Source organism: Chryseobacterium sp. IT-36CA2 (assembly GCF_949767875.1).
Taxonomy (GTDB): Bacteria; Bacteroidota; Bacteroidia; order Flavobacteriales; family Weeksellaceae; genus Chryseobacterium.
The window spans coordinates 40,649-62,567 of the sequence record NZ_CATKPG010000001.1 but is presented as its reverse complement, the minus strand read 5'-3'; the positions used below and the strand labels follow the sequence as shown (position 1 = coordinate 62,567).

General features: G+C 35.6%; 21 protein-coding genes. 7 read left to right on the top strand and 14 right to left on the bottom strand.

Features of this window, described 5'->3' with window-relative positions; genetic code table 11:
- Nucleotides 1-133: 133 nt before the first annotated feature.
- The 3 genes from asnB to ACM6F9_RS00290 all read right to left on the bottom strand — a co-directional run bounded on the left by asnB (nt 134) and on the right by ACM6F9_RS00290 (nt 5,189).
- On the bottom strand, nt 134-1,801 hold the full coding sequence (gene asnB / locus ACM6F9_RS00300) for an asparagine synthase B (RefSeq protein ID WP_414843890.1): 1,668 nt from the start codon (nt 1,799-1,801) through the stop codon (nt 134-136).
- Nucleotides 1,802-2,122: 321 nt separating this feature from the next.
- Nucleotides 2,123-3,790, bottom strand: a complete 1,668-nt coding sequence (locus tag ACM6F9_RS00295; RefSeq protein ID WP_414843889.1) for a GLPGLI family protein — start codon at nt 3,788-3,790, stop codon at nt 2,123-2,125.
- Nucleotides 3,791-3,983: 193 nt separating this feature from the next.
- On the bottom strand, nt 3,984-5,189 hold the full coding sequence (locus ACM6F9_RS00290; RefSeq protein WP_105702602.1) for an RsmB/NOP family class I SAM-dependent RNA methyltransferase: 1,206 nt from the start codon (nt 5,187-5,189) through the stop codon (nt 3,984-3,986).
- A 454-nt stretch (nt 5,190-5,643) separates the two neighbouring features.
- On the opposite strand from ACM6F9_RS00290, the gene ACM6F9_RS00285 reads away from it, so the two are divergent.
- Nucleotides 5,644-5,988, top strand: coding sequence for a zinc ribbon domain-containing protein YjdM (locus ACM6F9_RS00285; protein WP_047373671.1), 345 nt, complete (start codon nt 5,644-5,646; stop codon nt 5,986-5,988).
- Nucleotides 5,989-6,285: 297 nt separating this feature from the next.
- Here the strand turns inward: ACM6F9_RS00285 and ACM6F9_RS00280 are convergent, their stop codons facing one another.
- Nucleotides 6,286-7,221: a sulfate/molybdate ABC transporter ATP-binding protein gene (locus tag ACM6F9_RS00280; protein ID WP_414843888.1), complete on the bottom strand. Its 936-nt coding sequence runs from the start codon at nt 7,219-7,221 to the stop codon at nt 6,286-6,288.
- A 75-nt stretch (nt 7,222-7,296) separates the two neighbouring features.
- Here ACM6F9_RS00280 and ACM6F9_RS00275 point away from each other — a divergent pair, with 75 nt between their 5' ends.
- Both ACM6F9_RS00275 and ACM6F9_RS00270 read left to right on the top strand, forming a co-directional pair.
- Nucleotides 7,297-7,956 carry a YceI family protein gene (locus ACM6F9_RS00275; protein ID WP_414843887.1) on the top strand — a complete coding sequence of 220 codons (660 nt, stop codon included), beginning with the start codon at nt 7,297-7,299 and terminating at the stop codon, nt 7,954-7,956.
- A 126-nt stretch (nt 7,957-8,082) separates the two neighbouring features.
- Nucleotides 8,083-9,093 carry a phenylalanine--tRNA ligase subunit alpha gene (locus ACM6F9_RS00270; RefSeq protein ID WP_414843886.1) on the top strand — a complete coding sequence of 337 codons (1,011 nt, stop codon included), beginning with the start codon at nt 8,083-8,085 and terminating at the stop codon, nt 9,091-9,093.
- 270 nt (nt 9,094-9,363) lie between these two features.
- Here the strand turns inward: ACM6F9_RS00270 and ACM6F9_RS00265 are convergent, their stop codons facing one another.
- Nucleotides 9,364-10,134, bottom strand: a complete 771-nt coding sequence (locus tag ACM6F9_RS00265) for a DUF3108 domain-containing protein (RefSeq protein ID WP_414843885.1) — start codon at nt 10,132-10,134, stop codon at nt 9,364-9,366.
- Between the two features lie 153 nt (nt 10,135-10,287).
- Between ACM6F9_RS00265 and ACM6F9_RS00260 the strand changes: the two genes are divergently transcribed.
- Together ACM6F9_RS00260 and ACM6F9_RS00255 are read left to right on the top strand one after the other, a co-directional pair.
- A complete protein-coding gene (locus ACM6F9_RS00260; protein WP_105702597.1) occupies nt 10,288-11,343 on the top strand; it encodes an NAD(P)/FAD-dependent oxidoreductase in 1,056 nt (351 codons plus the stop codon).
- Nucleotides 11,344-11,355: 12 nt separating this feature from the next.
- On the top strand, nt 11,356-11,685 hold the full coding sequence (locus ACM6F9_RS00255; RefSeq protein WP_034697026.1) for a 2Fe-2S iron-sulfur cluster-binding protein: 330 nt from the start codon (nt 11,356-11,358) through the stop codon (nt 11,683-11,685).
- A 64-nt stretch (nt 11,686-11,749) separates the two neighbouring features.
- Here ACM6F9_RS00255 and ACM6F9_RS00250 read toward each other — a convergent pair whose 3' ends face one another.
- The 6 genes from ACM6F9_RS00250 to ACM6F9_RS00225 all read right to left on the bottom strand — a co-directional run bounded on the left by ACM6F9_RS00250 (nt 11,750) and on the right by ACM6F9_RS00225 (nt 15,996).
- The gene (locus ACM6F9_RS00250) at nt 11,750-12,118 is read right to left on the bottom strand and encodes a hypothetical protein (protein WP_414843884.1); all 369 of its coding nucleotides are present in this window, start codon (nt 12,116-12,118) and stop codon (nt 11,750-11,752) included.
- 17 nt (nt 12,119-12,135) lie between these two features.
- Nucleotides 12,136-12,717, bottom strand: coding sequence for a TIGR00730 family Rossman fold protein (locus tag ACM6F9_RS00245; protein ID WP_414843883.1), 582 nt, complete (start codon nt 12,715-12,717; stop codon nt 12,136-12,138).
- A gap of 201 nt (nt 12,718-12,918) precedes the next feature.
- The gene (locus tag ACM6F9_RS00240) at nt 12,919-13,338 is read right to left on the bottom strand and encodes a hypothetical protein (RefSeq protein WP_414843882.1); all 420 of its coding nucleotides are present in this window, start codon (nt 13,336-13,338) and stop codon (nt 12,919-12,921) included.
- Between the two features lie 13 nt (nt 13,339-13,351).
- Nucleotides 13,352-14,794: an aminoacyl-histidine dipeptidase gene (locus tag ACM6F9_RS00235; RefSeq protein WP_414843881.1), complete on the bottom strand. Its 1,443-nt coding sequence runs from the start codon at nt 14,792-14,794 to the stop codon at nt 13,352-13,354.
- Nucleotides 14,795-14,875: 81 nt separating this feature from the next.
- Nucleotides 14,876-15,367 (bottom strand): hypothetical protein, encoded by a 492-nt coding sequence (locus tag ACM6F9_RS00230; protein ID WP_414843880.1) that lies wholly within the window; start codon nt 15,365-15,367, stop codon nt 14,876-14,878.
- Between the two features lie 23 nt (nt 15,368-15,390).
- On the bottom strand, nt 15,391-15,996 hold the full coding sequence (locus ACM6F9_RS00225; protein WP_414843879.1) for a hypothetical protein: 606 nt from the start codon (nt 15,994-15,996) through the stop codon (nt 15,391-15,393).
- A gap of 214 nt (nt 15,997-16,210) precedes the next feature.
- Between ACM6F9_RS00225 and recR the strand changes: the two genes are divergently transcribed.
- A complete protein-coding gene (gene recR / locus ACM6F9_RS00220; protein ID WP_414843878.1) occupies nt 16,211-16,822 on the top strand; it encodes a recombination mediator RecR in 612 nt (203 codons plus the stop codon).
- Nucleotides 16,818-17,657 carry a glycosyltransferase family 2 protein gene (locus ACM6F9_RS00215; protein ID WP_414843900.1) on the top strand — a complete coding sequence of 280 codons (840 nt, stop codon included), beginning with the start codon at nt 16,818-16,820 and terminating at the stop codon, nt 17,655-17,657. Before recR ends, ACM6F9_RS00215 begins: the two co-directional genes overlap by 5 nt.
- A gap of 51 nt (nt 17,658-17,708) precedes the next feature.
- Here the strand turns inward: ACM6F9_RS00215 and secG are convergent, their stop codons facing one another.
- The 3 genes from secG to ACM6F9_RS00200 form a co-directional block, all read right to left on the bottom strand.
- A complete protein-coding gene (secG, locus tag ACM6F9_RS00210) occupies nt 17,709-18,062 on the bottom strand; it encodes a preprotein translocase subunit SecG (protein ID WP_414843877.1) in 354 nt (117 codons plus the stop codon).
- A gap of 133 nt (nt 18,063-18,195) precedes the next feature.
- Complete coding sequence (locus ACM6F9_RS00205; RefSeq protein ID WP_414843876.1) at nt 18,196-20,241, bottom strand: insulinase family protein; 2,046 nt, start codon at nt 20,239-20,241, stop codon at nt 18,196-18,198.
- 53 nt (nt 20,242-20,294) lie between these two features.
- Nucleotides 20,295-21,608, bottom strand: coding sequence for a M16 family metallopeptidase (locus tag ACM6F9_RS00200; protein WP_414843875.1), 1,314 nt, complete (start codon nt 21,606-21,608; stop codon nt 20,295-20,297).
- Nucleotides 21,609-21,919 lie beyond the last annotated feature (311 nt).

Below are 21,919 nucleotides of genomic sequence, written 5' to 3'. Positions count from 1 at the left end.
CGATTGTTTTTTAATATTTGTCAATAGCTTAGCGTACTCTGCGTTAAAATATCCCTAATCTCGAAAACCCGAATCCCACAACAAATTCATCAGCACAGCGGATTGACGATTGATCATTCATTAACATACCTCTCTAATACGAAGTTTCATGCACTTTCACTGCTCTTCCGCTTGGGTCATTCATTTTTTTGAACGCTTCATCCCATTCTAAAGCAATAGGAGTGGAACAGGCTACAGATGGTACAGATGGAACGGTAGCGGCAGCGGTTTCACTTGGGAAATGCTCCTCAAAAATAGTTCTGTATCGGTATTCTTCTTTGTTCTGAGGCGTGTTTAACGGGAATCTGAATCTTGCGTTTGTCATCATTTCATCTGTGACTTCTTTTTCCGCAACTGCTTTTAAAGTGTCAATCCATGAATAACCTACACCATCTGAAAATTGTTCTTTCTGTCTCCATACAATAGAATCCGGAAGCAGATCTTCAAAAGCTTTTCTCAATACCCATTTCTCAATTTTTCCTTCAGCAGCATTGATCATTTTATCCTGAGGGTTAATGGTCATTGCGATATCCATGAATTCTTTGTCAAGGAACGGTACTCTGCCTTCAATACCCCAGCTCATCAATGCTTTGTTGGCTCTTAAGCAGTCGTACAGGTGAAGTTTACCCAGTTTTCTTACTGTTTCATCATGGAATTCTTTTGCGTTAGGAGCTTTGTGGAAGTATAAATATCCTCCGAACAATTCATCAGAACCTTCTCCTGAAAGAACCATTTTAATCCCCATCGATTTGATGACTCTTGCCAAAAGATACATCGGGGTGGATGCTCTGATGGTTGTTACATCATAGGTTTCAAGATGGTAGATTACGTCACGTATAGCATCCAGCCCTTCCTGAACCGTAAAGTTAACCTCATGGTGAACAGATCCAATATGTTCCGCAGCTTTTTGAGCCGCTGCAAGGTCTGGAGATCCTACAAGTCCTACTGCAAAACTGTGAAGTCTCGGATACCAGGCTTCCTGTGTATCACCACTTTCGATTCTCTGACGGGCAAATTTTGCAGTGATCGCAGAAATGACAGATGAATCTAATCCTCCGGAAAGAAGGACTCCATAAGGAACGTCACTCATTAGTTGTCTATGAACAGCATCTTCAAGACCTTTTCTTAGTTTTGAGATATCTGTTGTGTTCTCTTTTACATGATCAAAGCTGTCCCAGTCTCTTGTATACCATTGCTGAAGCTCAGTTCCGTCCGGGCTGTACATGAAATGCCCCGGTAAGAACGTGTCTATTTTTTTACAGATGCCCTCAAGAGCTTTTAATTCAGAAGCTACATAATAGTTTCCGTTTTTATCCCAGCCTTGGTAAAGTGGACAGATTCCCATGTGATCGCGGGCGATGAGGTAAATGTCATTTTCAGTATCATATAATGCGAATGCGAAAATTCCGTTTAATTTCTCTACGAAATCTTTTCCGTATTTTCTGTAAAGTGCAAGGATTACTTCACAGTCCGACTGAGTCTGAAACTCATAATCCGGAAATTCTTCTTTGAGTTCTCTATGGTTATAGATTTCACCGTTTACAGCTAATACTACTTTTCCGTCTTTTGTAAATAAAGGTTGTTTTCCGGAGGTAGGATCTACAATGGCAAGTCTTTCATGAGAAAAAATTACTTTCTCGTCCTGAAAAACTCCACTCCAGTCCGGTCCTCTATGACGGATTTTTTTTGACATTTCCAATACCTGAGGTCTTAATACTTCAGTTTTTTGCTTGGCGTCGAATAAACATACAATTCCACACATGATTTTTATTATTTTATGTGACAAATGTAGAAGGGATGTTTATAAATAGCAATAAAAAATATTTAAAAACGAAAATTTTTAATCAATTTATGTTTTTAAATTAAAAAATTTAATTATTTATTGGAACTGACAGTCGTTTAATTAATTTTTTTCGTTGAGCTAAAAATAGAAGAACTTCTATACGAAATAAAAATGACATATTTATTAATCTATGGTAATTAATTATATAAATTTTACCCCTTACTTTGTGGCTCGAAATAATTTTTTTTCATCATTTGTGTTTTTACCTTCTTGCAATTCTCATGCAAGAAGGTTTTGTTTTTATTGTACTCCCAGTAATGTTCCTGAGACATTCCATGAACTGAAACTTGTGCCCTCTGTAGGACCTTGTGGAATTCTTACCTGAATCGTATGTTTCCCTGCTTTCAAATCCCCAAGAGGAATGAAGTTCGGATTGGTAACTGTTCCCGGGCACCAGTTTGATCTGCTGAGGTCTGATGATGAAAGCCCGTCCTGGAAATTTCCCGAAGCCGGATTATATAAACGGTATGAGCCACAATCTGTTCTCCATGGTATAAACGAGAATACAGGATTACCGTCAACAAAGATAGAATTAGCTTTCGGAACGAATTCGTCTCCGTTTTCCCAGCCGCCATGTCCTGTTGTAGTATATCTTAGCTGTGCGTTTTTCACATCTTTGTTTAAAGTGAAATTGACAAGAAGTCCTTTGTCCTGATTGAACATCGTAGAGTAGTCCTGTCCTGCCATTTCCATAATATTTAAAGTATTGAATAAAGGAATGGCGATATTATTTTTATAAATATTTTGATCGCTTTTATGAATGGTAATATCTAGGCTCACTTTATGACCTCCTTTATCATAGTTGCCAATAAATGTCCCTATCCAAAGTTCCTTTCCTGATAGAGCAGGTTTTAATTCTGTAATATCCTGTCGGTAAGGACTGATAGTCTGCCAGTTTTTTCCTTTAAGCTGAATATGATTGAACTTCTGAATTCCAAAAGCGGTAAAGAATCTCATCATTTCCATAGCGGGATTATAGCTTTCGGTGGCTGTTACTCCGTAATACTGTTTTCCGTTTCCGTTTTCGTAAACAGGAAGAGTTTTTGCACCTTTCTCTAATCCGTCAAAAAAAGACTTTTCTTTATCCTGTGGGATGAAAAACACGGTTCCGGTTCTGTCATAAGCATCTCCATTGGATTGTTGTTTCAGTTCTGCAAAAATATTTTCCCCTTCAGTAATCGTTGGGAATTTCACTTTTTTAAGAATGATGGTTCCGTTGGCATATCTTTTAACCTGGTCGTCAGATTTTGAGGCATCAGAGAAATTGATGGTTTCATTGTCAAAAACATTCAAAGTGATAAATCTGCTTTTCCAAAGTAAATCTTTGTATCCAAGCTGATCCGTTGTCTGTATGTTTCCTTTTAGTATGTTTTCAATGCCTGTATTCCTAATTTTTTTGATTGAACTGGCCGTAATTAAAGAATTTTTATTTCTTTCTACTTCCAGAACCAATCCTAAATTCTGTCCCAAAACAGAAGGTCCACCTTTAAGCTTCAGATCATTCGTATACCAGACTTCAATAGTATTTGAATTGACTTTTGTGACGGCTTTTTTACAGTTATATCCTAAAATCTTTTTGGTTTCATTAGTGAGTTCAAAGTCCTGTTTTCCCACAGACTCTGCATCTGATGCTGAAATAATGGATCCAGATTTTAAAAAAGCATAAGAAACAATAGTGTTGGAGGGCTTTTCTACTTTAGTGATCTCATAAGGATAGCTGCTTTTTTGCTCTTTGATCGTGCTGTTGAGAATGAAATTTTCTTTCTCATTGACCCAAATGATAGTAGAGGGTTGATCTGTTACTGGTTTTCCATTATAAGAACTTGCGAACTGAATTTCGTACGTCTGTGCAGAAAACAGACAGTATAAGAAAACAGCCAGAAAATTGAAAACAATTCTTGTATGCATAAATAAATGAGTTTGCTGCAAAGTTATTCTAAACTTTCCACAGCATCAAACCAGTTTTAATCTATACAGTTAGTAGACAATAGAGTTGAAATGTTACAAAATTTGTTACAGTTTTTTTTCAGAAAGGTTTTTAAATAAAAAAAAACTACTCCAGAAAGTAGAGTAGCTTAGTGTATTTTTTATTGGATTTAGATTAAGAAACTCTCTCAATCAAAGCCATATAGAATCCGTCATAGCCTTGGCTAGGCATTACTTTTTCATCTTTAATCATTTTAAATCCAGGATTGTTTTTGATGAACTCATCTACCTGAAGATTATTTTCTGATGGAAGAATAGAACAGGTAGCATATACCATTTTTCCTCCTTTTTTAAGCATTTTAGAATAGTCCTGAAGGATTTGCTGCTGTTCTTTTTTAATTCTGTCAATAAAGTCCTGGTCAATTTTCCATTTACTGTCTGGGTTTCTTTTTAAAACTCCAAGACCTGAACATGGTGCATCTATCAGAAGTCTGTCTACTTTTTCGTGAAGACGTTTGATCACTTTATTGTCAGAAATCATACGTGTTTCAATATTGTGAGCACCTGCTCTTTTTGCACGACGCTTCAATTCGGCTAGTTTCCACTCAAAGATGTCTAATGCGATGATCTGACCTTTGTTTTTCATGATGGCTGCCAAGTGAAGGGTTTTTCCTCCAGCACCAGCACATGCATCCACTACTCTCTGGCCTTCTTGTACATCAAGGAAATAACCGATTTTCTGAGAAGAGGCATCCTGAACTTCAAATAATCCTTCTTTGAAAGCAGTAGTAAGGAAAACATTTTTCTTTTCTTCCAGCTGAACAGCATCAGGATAGTTTTTAATAGGGTAGGAAACAACTCCTTCATCAGCAAGGTCAGAGATTAGCTCTTTGGGTGTTGTTCTTAAAGAGTTTGCTCTTAAAACCGTAGGAGCCTGCTCATTCAAAGCTGCCATTTCTCTTTCCCAGTTGGCACCTATTTCTTTTTCAAGAGTTTCAGCCAGCCAATCGGGAATAGAGTGTTCTATTGCTTTTGTAGGAACTGTATTCTTTTTAAGTTTGGTAAGAATATCGGCAATTTTGATTCCGTCAAATTCTTCGAATTTTTTATAATTGGTTTTACTCCAAAGTAAATACGCAATGATCAGTTTATAGATATTGTTGGGCTTTACACCTTCACCCATATAGTATTCAAGGCGTTTTTTCCAACGGATAATATTGTAAAAAATTTCAGAAACAACGGCTCTGTCCTGGCTTCCCCATTTTCTGTTTGCTTTCAAAAGTCTTTCAATAACTTTATCTGCATATTTGTTTTTCTCAAAAAATGTCTCCTGTAGGGCATCGTGAATTCCGATCGCCAAGTTTCTGTGAATAAGTTCCATAAGTTTGCTTCGCTGTTTGAATCTGCAAAAATACGACTTTTAATTGAGAGTAGAAGATTGAGTTGATGAGTTTGGGAATTGGAGGAGTAATGTAATGTGATCTAATCTGGTATTATTGATGTAAAGTCAAGCTGTTTATTGATTTTTTAAATGATAGAAATAAATTTTAATCCTGAATTTGTAAAGATTTTCCTAATATTTATATTTTTTATTTGTTGATAATAGCCTTTCACTTTAGAATGAATAAGCCTATGTTTTTTGCTTGATGAAAAATATTTGCTAACAAAATGTACACTGTTCATTACTATACTTTATTTTCTTTGCAGCAAGTTTATTTAATTCATATTAATTCACAGTATTGTGTAAAGTTGACGTACGCTTATTATCTACTATACTGAACTTTATCTCTTGACTTCAACCTCCAAAAAGCTCTACCTTTGCAAAAAATAAAAATATGAGTGATACAGTACTTTGTCCAAAATGCAGCTCTGAGTTTACCTACCCAAGCGATAATATGATGGTATGTTCCCAGTGTTTCTATGAATGGGATCCGGCAGAAGCAGCTTCTGAAGCCGCAAATGAAGGGAAAATATTGGATTCAAACGGAAACGAACTTCAGGATGGAGATTCTGTAGTGGTAGTAAAAGATCTTCCTGTAAAAGGAGCTCCAAAACCGGTAAAAGCTGGAACAAAAGTGAAGAATATCCGTTTAAGACCAGGAAGTGATCACAATATTGACTGTAAAATTGATGGTTTCGGGGCGATGGCTCTTAAGTCAGAATTTGTAAAGAAAGCGTAGGAAAACATTGTTTTTCTTAAGGCTTAAAAATAAGAAAAGGAAAAAATTGGACAGTGTAATCTTTCATAAGACTTAATTGCAAGATTGCTAATGTCCGTCTGGAAGGCAGAAAGAGAAATAACCAAAAATTTCCTTAAGCTTTAGAGATACAAATGTAAGAAAAAGTTTGACAACTGATTCTTATGTTTGTATTTTTTTTATTGATAAGTGTAAGGAAATGTATAAGTTATGCGTGAAATAACTAAAAAGTAAAACGGTGAATTTGCTTTGCAATTTTACTCTTTTGAAATTGAGCCTTTAAACAAAGGAAATAAATGTAGTTCCTGATATTTTTTCATCAGTATATACAACCAGCTCTTTCCCGTTTGCTTTTAGTTTATTCCAATAGTAATTTCCTGCAAATCGACTTTCAAGAACTTCGGCTTCAAGACCGGTTTCTGTGATTTTGATTTCTTTAGGGTAATAGGAAAATTTGGCAATCTGGAAATCTTCAGCTTCGGTTTCACTGAAAATATTCACTTCTCCAAATAATTTAGCTACGTAAGAGTTGTAAGGATTTCTGTACGTTTCTTCCGGACTGTCATTTTGAATCAGTCTTCCATTTTGCAAAATCACGATTTGATCCAGCCATGGCATGATATCCTGAAGTTCATGAGTGGAAATAATTAAAGAAACTCCATGTTGTTTTACGTATCTGAAAAGTCTTTCTCTGAGCTCAATTTTTCTCGGAAAATCCAGATTACTGAATGGTTCATCTAAGATCAAAAGCTTAGGAAGGACAGATAAGGCTCTGGCAATCGCTACTCTCTGCTGTTGTCCACCACTTAAATATTTGGGAAGTACGTTTGCGAATTCCTGAAGACCTACTACTTCAAGAAGCTCGGAAACGGTTTCTTTTTTTTGTTTTAAATTGATATTTGAAATAAACTTCCCTACATTTTCGGCAACAGTAGCGTAAGGCATAAGATCAAAATTCTGTGCTACGAATTTCATTTCCGGTTCTCCGGGAACAAGATTTCCCTTCGGTCCCAAAAGCTTTGTTCCGCTAAAAATAATGTCTCCGCTTTCCCAATCCAAAAGACCATAAATCAGGTTAAGAAGAGTAGATTTTCCACATCCGCTTTCACCTGCAAGAGCTATGATTCTGTTTTCTTCAAACCTTAGGTTAAGGTTCTGAAACAGGGGATTTTCTTTGTTGTGAGAGAAAAATAAATTGTTTATTTCTAATAGCATATTACAAATGTAAGGTTTTTATGAAAACATAATTTTTTTTATTATATTAGCGGAACTAATAAAAATAAATCAAAAATGAGAAAAAAACTGTTTTCATTAGCTATCCCTGCATTATTTATTGCTGCTGTAATGGTTTCTTGTAAAAAAGATAAACCGCTTACCAGCGAGAGTAATGAGGTGACGACAACCAAAGAAGGGAGTCAGTTCACTTTGGATACGCTAAACAGTAAGGTTGAATGGAAGGGATATAAAGTATTTAAATCTGAGAATACGAGCCATTTTGGAACAATCAGGTTTGAAAGTGGAGATGTGACGGTGAAAGACGGAAAACTGGAAAGCGGAAAATTCGTTGCTGATATGAACTCTTTAACTTCTGTGGACTTGAAAGATAGTCCGGAAGACTTAGGGAAATTAAATGGACACCTGAAGAGCGGTGATTTCTTTGAAGTTGAAAAATTCCCAACAGCTTCTTATGAAATTACGAAAGTTACTCCGGCTACAGAAGGTGATTATAATACTCTTTTGGATGGTAATTTAACCATTAAAGGAATTACAAAACCAGTTCAGTTTAAAGCTAATATTTCTGTGAAAGAAGGAGAGGTGAGTGTAGCTACTGAGCCGAAAGATATTAAAAGAGAAGAGTTTGGAGTAAAGTTCCAGGCTCCTGCTGAAAACGGTGTGATTAAAGACGAGGTGACTCTTCAGATCAGCGTTAAAGCTTTAGAAAAGAAATAATTTTTTTATTTAAGTGAAATAAGTGATTGAAGTCTGCCTCCCGAAAAAGAGGCAGATTTTTTTTTGACAGACTTATTATTCAACTTAAAATCGTATTTTTGCAAAACATTTTGAAAGGGTAAAATAATGATAGAAAAGATAGAAGAACTACTGGTCGAAGTAAATGGCTTCAATGCTACCTCTAAGGAAGATATCGAAAGCTTCCGAATTAAGTACAACGGTAAAAAAGGGGTTCTGAATGATTTTTTTGAAAAATTTAAAGAAGTTCCTAACGACCAAAAGAAAGAATTCGGACAAAAGATCAACACGTTAAAACAGGCAGTTGCTGTAAAACTGGAGGATTTGAAAAATGCTTCAGAATCTTCTGTTGTAATAGAAAAAGAAGATCTTACGAGACCTGCTTTTCCATTGGAGTTGGGTTCCAGACATCCTATCAATCTGGTAAAAAACAGAATTATTGAAATTTTCAAATCTATTGGCTTTGCAGTAGCAGACGGACCAGAGATTGAAGATGACTGGCATAACTTTACGGCGCTTAACCTTCCGGAATACCACCCGGCAAGAGATATGCAGGACACCTTCTTTATTGAGCAGAATCCTGATATTCTTTTGAGAACGCATACCTCTTCTGTACAGACCCGTTATATGGAAGAAAACCAGCCGCCGATCAGAATTTTATCTCCGGGTAGAGTTTTCAGAAATGAGGCAATTTCTTCACGTTCTCACTGTATATTCCATCAGATTGAAGGATTATATATTGATGAAAATGTAAGTTTTGCAGATTTAAAGCAAACTATTCAGTTCTTTACCACTGAGCTTTTCGGAAAATCTAAAATCAGAATGAGACCTTCATTCTTCCCGTTCACAGAGCCAAGTGCTGAAATTGATGTATATTGGGGATTAAACTCTGAAACGGATTACAGAATTACGAAAGGAACAGGATGGCTGGAGATCATGGGATGTGGAATGGTAGATCCTGCCGTACTGAAAAATGTAAATATTGATTCTGAGAAATATTCAGGATATGCATTCGGGATGGGAATTGAAAGAATCACCATGCTTCTTTATCAGATGAGTGACATCAGAATGTTCTTCGAAAACGATATCAGAACACTGGAACAGTTCAAAACACTATAAAAAATCAAACCTCCGGAGCTCCGGAGGTTTTTTGTTTTTAATTACTGACCTAAGAAACAAAACGTAATTAAAAACTGATCTTATTGAAAAATTTACACGTGTCTGTTTCTTATGCCCATACTTTGGATCAACCGCTGTTGAATTGAAGTATTGACATGCTGCAGCTCTTGCTGCCTCTATTATAAAGACAATCAATGTTAACATTCTATTACATTGAACATAAAAAAGCCTGTAAAATTTACAGGCCTTATCTTTAAAAACTTATGATTGTTATTTACTGAATTTTAAAGGATATTTTACGTTTTTGTAATCATCAATACTAGCCTTTAGTGCACCTACTGCAAGTTCTGCTTTCAACAGCATAGGAACGTGGTTAGCATCATTGGAAACCCACATGGTTACACCTTCTTTTTCTTTAAATACTCTTCCGCTTTTTACCGATGGAATAATCTTTAAGCAGTTGATAGTCCCGAATTTTGTTTTTAAATTTTCTGTTCCTGTTACTTTCAACTGGAAAGGAAACATTTCATCATCAATCCATACATTCATATTGATGATGGTTCCTACTTTCAGTTCATCCGGGCTTTTACTTCTTAAATAATAAAAACATGAAAGCATATCCTGAACTCCTTTTACAGATTTTAAAACCTTAGAACCATTGGCTGGAGTCTTTTTATCTGTTAAAATTAAAGTATTATTATCATGATTAAAAACCGTTTCAAAATGTTGGCGATAGCTTCCCTCACGTACATTTCTTACGTAGAAACTTGGTAATCCTGTCTGTGTATTGATAAAACTTTCATATAAATCTTCTACTTTGAAGAATGCTTTTACGGCACCAGTAGTCTCTCCTGTACCTTTTACATACAGATGAGGTACCCCTTTGTAATTGGTTTGTTTGGTAGTAAGGTTTGCTGTTCCTGCATTAAGGAAGCCGTAGTGGATCCTAAGAGTGATGGATTCGCCGTCCGCGATATTATCAATCTGGGCTGAGCCAAAAAAGAATATTAATAATGCAAAAAGGATTGAAATTTTCTTCATAACAAGACATTTACAAAAATATTGCCAAATTTAAAATCTTAATTAATAGATATTTGACAAATCTCAGGTTTTTATTTAGAATCAATTAAATATGCTTCGCATTAAAATTAGTAAATTTGCAGTTACATGTATAATTAAATTATCTTAAATATTATGATAACCACTGATATATTGATCATAGGTGCGGGACCTACAGGACTTTTTGCAGTTTTTGAAGCTGGTTTATTAAAAATGAAGTGCCATATTATAGATGCGCTTCCACAGCCGGGAGGGCAATTGGCGGAACTTTATCCTAAAAAACCTATTTTCGATATCCCAGGTTATCCTTCAGTGAATGCTGGAGAATTGGTGGATAATTTGATGGAACAGATCAAGCAGTTTCAACCTGGATTTACTTTGGGAGAAACAGCTGTTTCCTATACAAAAGTAGATGACGAGTGGTTTGAAGTGATTACGAACAAAGGAACTGTTCACAGATGTAAAGCAATTGCTATTGCAGGTGGATTAGGAACATTTGAGCCTAGAAAACCTACTTTCGACAATCTTGCTGATTATGAAGAAAAAGGTCTTGAATATTTCGTTAAAGAACCTGAACATTTCAGAAACAAAAAAGTAGTGATCGCCGGAGGAGGAGATTCTGCTTTGGACTGGAGCGTTTTCCTTTCTAATGTTGCCAGTGAAGTGACTTTAATTCACAGAAGAAATGAGTTCAGAGGAGCTTTGGATTCTGTAGAGAAAGTTCAGGATTTGAAAAATCAAGGGAAAATTAAATTAATTACTCCTGCGGAAGTTACTGGTGTTAAAGGTGACGGAAAAGTTGAAGCTATCACAGTACAAGTTGAAGGGCAGGAAGCTTACGATATTGAAACAGATTACTTTATTCCATTATTCGGATTGACTCCAAAATTGGGTGAGATCGGAAACTGGGGACTGAATATCGAGAAAAATGCTATTGTTGTAAACAACGCACTTGATTATCAGACGAACATTGATGGTATTTATGCGATCGGGGATATCAATACATATCCTGGAAAATTAAAGTTGATCCTTTGTGGATTCCACGAAGCTACTTTAATGTGTCAGAGTGTTTATAACAGATTAAACCCAGGTAAAAAATTCGTATTAAAATATACAACCGTAAGTGGTGTAGACGGATTTGACGGTAGCCGTAAAGAAGCAGAGAAGGCAGTTGTGAAAAAAATTGACTAATTTTGCAGAATTATGTCAGACGTTAATATTAAAATCACCGACAGAGAAGGTGTAACCCACGATGTCGTAGCTCCTACGGATATGTCCATGAACTTAATGGAAATTATCCGTTCCTATGAATTGGCAGAAGAAGGTACTATTGGTGTATGCGGAGGAATGGCGATGTGTGCTTCTTGCCAGGTATATGTAATTAATGATCCCGGTTTGGAACCGATGGGAGATGAAGAAGACGCCATGCTTGCTGAAGCTTTCCATGTGAAAGACAACAGCAGATTGGGATGTCAGTTACATATTGCCGATGCCATGGAAGGGCTCGAAGTGGAAATTGCTCCTTATCCTTAGAAAATATTTTTTAATCTTAATAAGAAACCCGTCCGGATTTTCCGGACGGGTTTTGTTTTTATATTTATTTCTGAGAACATATATACTCGTGTCTGATTAGAGTGTCTTCTTTAATGATTTCTAAGTAACTTTCACCTTCATTCTTTACAAAGTAATCTCCTGGTTCTATTTCATCTTTATAGGAAACCCACCATTGGCCGTTGTCATAACATTCACAAGGCTGATTGCTTTCAGGAATAGTTCCCTTTAATTTAAGAGATTTTATACCTTCAATACTTTCGACTCTAATTTTACATTTTTGCTTCTTGACTCTTTCCATCGCAGTCTTACAATCTTCCATAAAATAAGAAGAAAGAGCCGGAACAATAACGAGCATAGTTACAAATACTGTGGCAACTCCAAGCATTTCTTTATTAACGTTGTAGTTATTCATGTGAAAGACTATAAAACTTATATTTCCTCCTTAGAAATCCATTTTCCAACTGTAGGAGCCTCATAATTTCTCATCTGATCCAACAAATCATCTATATTTTCACTAATCAGCACCATATCCTTATTGGCTTGTTTTAAAAATCCTTTATCCACCATGGTCTGAACCAGATTGATCAGATCATCATAAAAACCGTCAATATTCAAAATTCCGATCGGTTTTTTATGAAGTCCGAGCTGTGCCCAGGTGATCATTTCGAAGAATTCTTCCAATGTACCATAGCCGCCGGGAAGAACGATAACTCCGTCGCAGAGTTCATTCATTTTGGTTTTTCTTTCGTGCATGGTTTCTACGATGATAAGCTCAGTCAGATTTTTGTGAGCAATTTCTTTGGTTTGTAAAAATTGGGGCAGCACTCCGATTACCTTGCCATTTTCACTTAAAACACCATTGGCTACCGTTCCCATTAAGCCCGTTTCCGAACCGCCATAAACAAGTTGTATATCTTGTCTGGCTAAGGTCTTACCAAGTAAAAAAGTCTGTTCTTTATAAATATCATGCGAGCCAAAACTTGAGCCGCAGAATACGGTGATACTTTTCATTGTATAAGATTTGTTTTTTATGTTATTTTTTAGGTGCTTCGACAGGCTCAGCATGGCGCTGCTAAAAATTAATCTCTAAAAAAGCAGTTAGTATTAGAGATGTCATGCTGAGCCTGCCGAAGCATTTTTTATTTCAATTAAAACTAAAAATATCCAAAATCATAAGACTTTGGATATTTAATATAGTAATTTTATACTTACTTATTCTATTTTGATCATTTCCCAGGTGCCTTTTACTCCAATAAGAAGACAAAGTAATTTGTTAATGAAACCACTTCCTTTTATTTTCCATTGCCCGGAATAAAAATCTTTAAGGTCTGAAATGCCGGTATAATAAATGGGGGGATGTTTTTCTTTTTCATTTTCCAACCTTTTTCCATTCATAGACACCATTGTTTTAATAGGCATTTGTTTAATAAATTCTATACTGTTATTATTAATCTTTCCTGTAATAGTTCCTACACCTCTGGTTCCATAATCGTGATCATTATCCTGTACTGTTCCTGTAAAATTTTCACCATCAAACTCTGTTATTTTTAATAGGAATTCAACTTCCTTATCGTAAAACTTGGAGCTTTTTTTAATGTTGTATTTATACTTTCCTTTCCAGCTTCCGATCATAGCTTTAATCTGTTTATTTCTGAGGAATATTCGCTAAAATATCTTTCAGGAAGCTCCAGAATTTCTGTGCTGAAGGAATATTCGCTCTTTCATCCGGTGAATGCGCCCCTCTAATGGTTGGTCCAAAGCTTACCATTTCCATTTCAGGATAGTTGGCACCGATAATCCCACACTCAAGGCCTGCATGGCAAGCTACTACATGAGGTTTTTCGCTGAACTTCTCAGTATAAAGTTTCTCCATCAATTGTACAATCTCTGAACCTGGTTTTGGTTTCCATCCCGGGTATGAACCGCTGAATTCAACATTCATTCCAGCCAGTTCTGCTACAGATTTCAATTGCTCTGCTACTGAATATTTGGAAGAATCTACAGAAGATCTCGTAAGGTTTAAAATCTTAAGTTCTCCGCCTTTTAATTCTACTCTTGCTACGTTGTTGGATGCTTCTACAAGATCAGCCACATCCGGACTCATTCTGTAAACTCCGTTGTGAAGCGCTTTTAGAGTAAGAATTACTTTTTTGGAATCACCTTCTGAAATCGCTTTGTCAGAAGACGTAGAGTTCTCAATATTGATCTGGAGTCCCGGCTCTACCGTTGCAAATTCTTCTAAGATATCTTTTTTAAGAACAGTAGCATTTTCTATAAATTCCTGAGCATTTCTCACAGAAAATAGAGCAGTACCTTCTCTTGGGATAGCATTTCTTAAACCTCCGCTGTCGATAGAAATTAATTCAATATTCTGGTTTTCCAGTCCGCTGTAAAGAAGTCTTCCCAAAATAATATTGGAGTTTCCGAAGCCTTTATGAATATCCATTCCGGAGTGTCCTCCCTGAAGTCCTTTTACTTCAATTCTTACAATTTGTCCTTTTGAAGCTTCTGTAGCATAGGTTTGAGTGATGGTTACATCTACACCTCCTGCACAACCGATATCAATCTCATCATCCTCTTCCGTATCAAGATTCAATAGAATTTGTCCTGTCAGTTGCCCTGGTTTTAATCCTAAAGCACCTGTCATTCCTGTCTCTTCATCAATTGTGAAAAGAGCTTCCAATGCAGGGTGTGGAATATCTGAACTTTCAAGGATAGACATGATAGTAGCTACTCCTAAACCGTTATCAGCTCCTAAAGTAGTTCCTTTTGCCTTTACCCAGTCACCATCAATTTCCATTTTAATTCCTTCCGTTTCAAAATCGAAATTCACATCATTGTTTTTCTGACAAACCATGTCAAGGTGCGATTGAAGCACAATAGATTTGCGGCTTTCCATTCCTGCAGTAGCAGGTTTTTTAATAATAACGTTTCCTACTTCATCTACCGTAGTTTCCAGTCCTAAATTTTCACCAAATCCTTTGATAAATGCGATCACTTTTTCCTCCTTTTTTGAAGGTCTTGGAACAGCATTTAACTTGGAGAAATTTTTCCATATAATCTGCGGTTCTATATTAGATAATTCCATTGAATTTTATTTTTCTCAAATTTACGAAATAAAAAATGCTTCCGTGAGACACAGAAGCATTTTTGTATGATTTTACTTGTATTAACATCCGCATTCTCCATAGATCGGAGTAGTGAATGTAGTGCCATCCGGTTTCTCAATCGTCAGAGTCCCTTCAAACAATAAAGCTTCCTCGCCTTTTATTTTTTTACCTTTAACAGAAATTTTATAGTCATCATTTTCTATTTCTTTGGTAAGCAGTTCATCTACTTCCATATCGCTTGATGAAATAAGATTAAGAGCCAGCCTTTTGCCATCCAGCATCATATAAGCTGTTTTTCCGGCATCATCTGCATAGATGTATTTTTCGTTTTCAAAATCAGCTTTGCTTACAGCAAAATAGCATGAGCATTCCTTGATTTCTTTCGGAAAAGGAATCGTTCCTACCAAAATATTTCCGGATGAAGAACCTGCTGAAGCAGAATCTTTAGCAATAGTTAAAGAATCGGCTGTTTTGGATCCTGAAACAGTTTCTTTTTCCTTTTTACAGGCTACCAGTAGAAATGCGGAAAATACAATGATTAAATATTTCATGTTTTTGTGGTTTTATTATTTGTTTATCCTCTTGCTCTTTCAAGAAGTGTCATCATTAATAAAGAAAGGATTACCAAGCTTTCATCTTCATCATCAATATCGATCAGTCTGTCCAGCTGGAATCTTCTTCCGAAGAATGAAGGCATTTTTTTCAGTTTAAAATAAGCCTTTCCATCAATTCCTGTTACAGTATAAGATGGATTAAGAAAATACCCGGTGAACATTCCTATGATAGGAAGTTCTCCTACAAAGCTATCCCAGAATCTTACCCATGCACTGTCTTCCTGAACTTTAAACTTAGGCTGATCGTTTGCATCCAGAATATCATAACTTGCTTTCCAGATAGAACGCATTCCTTTTCTGGCTAATCTACCAAAGTTTTTATTGTCAATAAGATCATTTAAAGAATAAGAAGCATTGAAATCAATCCATTTATTGGCTCTGATTCTGAAAAGCTCCTTAGACTTGCTCTCATCATTAAAAACTACAACATCTTCTTTCAACTTGAACATTTTCTGGCGAACATATGCTACATAATTTCCATTTCTGTCCGTAATGTTGAAGTCGCTTGCTAAAGTAGTGATTTTGAATTTGAAATCCAGAGGATAATTGAGATTGTTAAGTACCATGTTAGTTAATTTTTTTCATATTTAATTAGAGCCGCAAATATAGAGGTTTTTTTAGAGTTCTCAGACAGGGGAGAAATGTAAAATATCATCATGGGACATTATATTGACAGGAATTTAGAAGATTATTTATGTTATCCAGAAATTCATAAGCAAAGCGAATTAACGATTCATTATTAACTGTTAATTATCAACTTTAATCCTTATTTTTGTACCTATGGATTACCCAAGTAAAGTGTTGGCAAAGGCAGTAGATGAGATTTCAGGACTGCCTGGGATTGGAAGAAAAACGGCCTTAAGGTTAGCATTACATTTGTTGAAGCAACCCAATTCCAGAGCCGTAAGCCTTGGAAACTCGCTGATTAATCTTGTCAACGAAATAAAATACTGTAAAGAATGTCATAATTTTTCAGATTTTGACATCTGTGAAATATGCAGCAATGAAAAGAGAAATGGAGAACTGATCTGTATCGTGGAAGATGTAAGAGATGTTATTGCTATTGAAAATACCGGGAAATACACTGGGAAATATTTAATTCTTGGAGGTAAAATTTCACCCATGGAAGGAGTGGGGCCAGGCCAATTAAATATTCCAAGCATTGAAAAGAAGCTGAATGAAGGGCAGGTAAAGGAATTTATTTTCGCTCTGAGCGCGACGATGGAAGGAGATACCACAGCGTATTATATTTACAAGAAATTTAAAAATTCCAATGTGAATTTTTCGAGCATTGCAAGAGGAATTTCAGTAGGGGATGAATTGGAATATGCTGATGAAATTTCTTTAGGTAGGTCTATTATCAACAGGTTGCCATACAACGAAAAGGATTAATATGAAGCTGTCCATTATTATTGTTAATTATAATGTTACCCAATTACTCAGAAGTTGTCTTCTGTCACTTCAAAAATACATACAAGAAGTAGAATATGAAGTGATTGTGATTGATAATGCTTCTACAGATACTTCCTGGGGTGATCTTATCCCTGAGTTTCCCAACGTACATTTTATATCTTCTGAAACCAATGGCGGGTTTTCAAAAGCCAATAACCAAGCGATCAAAACTGCAAAAGGTGAATATATTTTGCTTTTAAATCCGGATACAGAATTTGAAGGGTTTTATATGAAAGAATTGCTGGATTTTGCAGATGCTCAGCCTTCATTTGGATGTTTGGGAGTGAGAATGCACGACAGGGAAGGATATTTTCTTCCTGAAAGCAAACGTTCAGTTCCGGATATGTTTAACTCTTTTGAAAAGCTGTTTACCAATTTTAAAAAGAATACTTCTAAATCCTATTACAGAAGTGATATAGAAGAAAATGCTGTTGCAGAAGTAGAAGTGATCACCGGAGCATTTTTGTTGGCTAAAAAAGCGGTTTATGAAAAAATAGGAGGGCTGGATGAAGCGTACTTCATGTATGGAGAAGATATTGATCTCTGCTATACGTTTTTAAGAAACGGATATAGAAATTTCTACTACGGTAAAGTGTCTATCCTTCATCACAAAGGAGAAAGTACAATTAAGAATGAAGTATATCTCAGTAGGTTTTATGGAGCCATGAAGATCTTCATTGATAAATACTATAAAGAATCAAAGCCTGTACAATATTCGTTTTTAAAGGCAGGATTGAAGCTTCGCCATCAGATTGAAAAGATTAAGCTCAAATAAAAAAGCAACTCAATTTGAGTTGCTTTTGTTTTATATAAGATGATATTCTTCTTATTTAGCCGGTGCTAGAGGAGTTTTAGCCGGAGTTGTTGTAGAAGAAGCAGGAGCTGACTGTTTTGCAGGAGCTTCTTTCTTCGCTGGCTGCTTTTGTGTAGGAAGTGCCTGAGAAGGCTTACCTGTAATAACAACGCTTAAAAGGATAAGAACGATGATAGTTCCGCCTAGAGTCCATGTTGCTTTTTCCATGAAATCATTGGTTCTTTGTACTCCGAACTGTGCAGATGATGCACCTCCGAATGTACTTGAAAGGCCTCCTCCTTTAGGATTTTGTGCCATAACAATAATTACCAATAAAACACTGGCAACCATAACAAGAACCATCAATAGTGTAAATATAGTATCCATTAATTCTGATATCTTTTTGAATGGGCAAATTTAATGTTTTTTTACTGAATGACAAAAAAAGATGTCGTCAAATGTTGATAAAAATAAAAACGGCAACAATTGTTGCCGTTTTTTCTATAAAAAAAGGATGTTATTATTTAAAATCAGCATCAGTAGCCTTATTGATCTCATAAGACTTTACTGTCATCGTCATATCCATTCCCATTTGGTTTATAGAGATTGTGTAAGGCATTTTTAGACCTTCTACCTCTTTGTAGTTAGAGAATGTTGTAGGAATTGTAATCTCCTGACCTTTAGCTTTTACTTTTTGGGTTTCTCCGGTCTTTAATCCTGTTGCAACACTGTAGTAATAGGTAGTATCACCACCTTTAATCACGTAAGAATCTTCACCTCCGATTTTCTCAATTCCGCTTAATTTATAATCTGTAGATTTTGCAAAGCCTAATTCCTCAAAAAGTTCAGTGTTCTTTTGTTTCTTAGCAATTTCTTCTGGTGTAATATCCACTTTCTGACCCATTTGCATAGAGTAACCTGTTTTTCCGTCAAATACCTGTTTTTGAACTACCTGTCCCATTGTTGTTACCGTTCTTAGTTCCTTTCCACCTTGTGCTTTAATGATTTTTAAATCAATATTCTGTCCTTGCATAGATATTGAAGCATTTGTTGTATAAGATGTGATTTTTGCCAGATTAGCTTTTCCTCCGATAGCATTGATGTATTTATCCACTACAGAGGCTACCGTTACACTGGCGTCCACATTTTGTACAGTTGGCTTAGCAACCGGGTTGGCATCTTTATCGAAATATTTTACAGGATACCCCAGTTTTTCCAATCCTTCAGAAATATCAGACGCTTTACCAGCGATGAAAATTCTACTTTGGTTAGGTAAAATGGTAGTTTTTACAGCATTTGAAACATCTGCAGTAGTTACTTTGTCAATAGATTTTAAATAATTGGTATAGAAATCAGCTGGTAAATCCTGAACTTTTTGATCTAATGCAAATGTTGCTATTGTCTCTGGCTGTTCTAAAGACATGATGAAAGCTCCCTTCAGTTTCGATTTAGCATTGGCCAGCTCTTCTGGTTTTATCGTAGAAATTCCGTTAAGCTCGTTCATGAATTCCTTAACCGCTTTGTCGGTAACTTCATTTCTTACTTTTGCACTTGCAGAGAATTCCGGTGAATATTTACTGGCAATCATTTCTGAGTAAGCACCATATGTAAATCCATTTTTTTCACGAAGGTTCATGAAAAGTCTTGCTTCACCACCACCACCAAGGATGTAGTTGGCAATTGTTGCAGGGAAATAGTTAGTATCCTTCATTTTCAGAGTGTTCAGGTTGCTTAATGAAACAATAGACTGTACCGCAGAAGGAACATCCACTACGTTGATCTCTGTTTTAGTAACATTAGAAGCCAGTTCCAAAGATGTAACAGGAGTGTTTGCTTTTTTCCAGCCATTGAAAGATTTTTCAATTAAAGGCTTTACCTGATCAAATTTTACATCACCAACGATTACTAAGTAGGCATTATCCGGAGCGTAATATTTTTTGTAAGTATTCTGAACGTCAGCAAGCTGAATTTTATTGATAGATTCAACTGTTGCAAACTCACCTCTTGAAGTATTTTTTCCATAGATCAAAGCATTGGAAACTCTTTGTGCGATAGCAGAAGCATTTTTTTCTTGAGATTTTAATCCTTCAATGGCTCTTTCTTTAGAGTTTTGAATTTCTTCAGCAGAGAATTTAGGATTAATGATTGCATCAGCCATTAAGTTTAAAACTTCCGGGAAATATTTTGAAAGTGAATTGGCTGAAGCACCTCCCGAATAGAAATTAAGATTTGCTCCAAGATAGTCTACTTTTTTGTTGAAATCGTCTTTGCTGATGTTGGTAGTTCCGTTTTCGAACTGTTCAGCCATAATTCCGCTTACTCCGGTTACAACTCCTTCATTGTACGGAGGTCTGTCCATAGAAAGGCTTGCGTTTACTCTTGGAAGTTTGTTGTTTTCCACCACCATTACTGTAAGACCGTTACTTAGCTGAAAAGTTTTTGGCTTAGCAATGTTGATTGAAGGAGTAGGCCCTGGCTTGGGCATTGCATTAAGATCTATTTTTTGTGCTGAAACCATTCCTGTAAAGAAAAACGCTGCAGCTATATATGTTAATTGCTTTTTCATTTGTAAAAATTTAATTTTTAATAATCATATTATCACCTAAAAAGATGAATTGATTACTTTTTCTCAGGTAAGTAATTAATGATTATTCTTTGGTTAGAATTAAGATACTTTTTAGCAGCATTTTGAAGATCCTGTCTTGTGATAGATCTGTAAATGTCGATTTCTTTGTTGATCAAATTCGTGTTACCCATCAATACGTAGTTGGTTGCCAATGAAGCAGCAATTCCCTCAATGCTTGAATTGGCATTTACAAACTGATTCTCATACTGGTTCTGAAGTTTCTGATAATCCTCTTCAGAGATTAAATTAGTCTGAAGTTTCTTGATTTCAGCATCAATGTCAGACTGTAAAGTCTGTTTTGTAGTTTGTCCCATTGGAATCGCATAGAATGCGAAAATACTATAGTCTTCATAACCTTGGTTGAAAGCTCCCACTTGAAGGGCTTTTTTATCCTGGTCAACTAATTTTTTATATAAAACTGAAGATTTACCATTGCTTAGATAAGAAGAAAGCATATCCAGAACATAAGCATCATTTTCTTTATTAGATGGTGTTCTGTATGAGAAAATATAAGCAGGAGTCTGAATGTTCAAATCAGTAGCAGTCACTTCTTTTTCCTTAGTAATAGGATCATCTTTCGGGAAATCTTTCGGATAAAGGGTTCCTTTTGGAATTCCTCCATAATACGTTTCTATCCATTTTTTAGTCTGCTCAGGTTTGATGTCTCCTGCCACTACCAAAGTTGCATTATTCGGAACGTAATACTTTTTATAGAAGGCCTGGAATTCTTCTAATTTAGCAGAACCCAGATCTTCCATTAGTCCAATATTAGGATTATGATAAGGGTGTTTAATAAATAGATTTTCTTGAATTTTGTGCATAAAATTGCCATAAGGCTTATTATCATATCTCAATCTTTTCTCTTCTTTTACAACCTCTCTTTGTGTATCAATACCGATCTGATTGATAACAGGGTGACGCATTCTTTCAGCCTCCATCCAAAGTCCAAGCTGTTCGTTGTTGGAAGGGAATGTTTCATAATAATAAGTTCTGTCAAGGGTAGTATTAGCATTGTTTTGCCCCCCGTTTGAAGAAACGATTTTAAACCAGTCTCCTCTTTTGATATTAGGAGTTCCTTCAAATAAAAGATGTTCAAAGAAATGAGCAAAACCACTTCTTCCTTTTTCATGATCTTTACCACCAACATGATACATTACGCCTGTCGTCACAATAGGTGCTGAGTTATCCTGATGAAGAATTACATGAAGACCATTGGGAAGGTCATACTCTTCGAATTTGATTTGCTGTGCTTTTAGCATTAGCCCGAAGAAAGCTATAGCAACAGCAGAAATAAATCGTTTTTTCATAAAATTTTAAGTTGTTTGACAATTAGTATAAAAAGTGAATTAAATGTTACAAAATATATAGAAATATAAGTTTGAAGAAGAGAAATGTCAGAAAAAAATAACTTATTTTTTTAATGAATTTGTATTTTAACGCAAGGTTTGCTAAGAAATTTTATAATTTTTAAGAATGATTGCAAAGGCGTTTCACTCAGCAATAGTTAAAAGTTGATATTCTAGCTGAACGAAGTGCCTTTGCGAACGGAATAGATAAGTTTAGAGATAATCATTGCGAACATTAGCGTTTAATTCAAATTATAGTTAATGTATAAAGT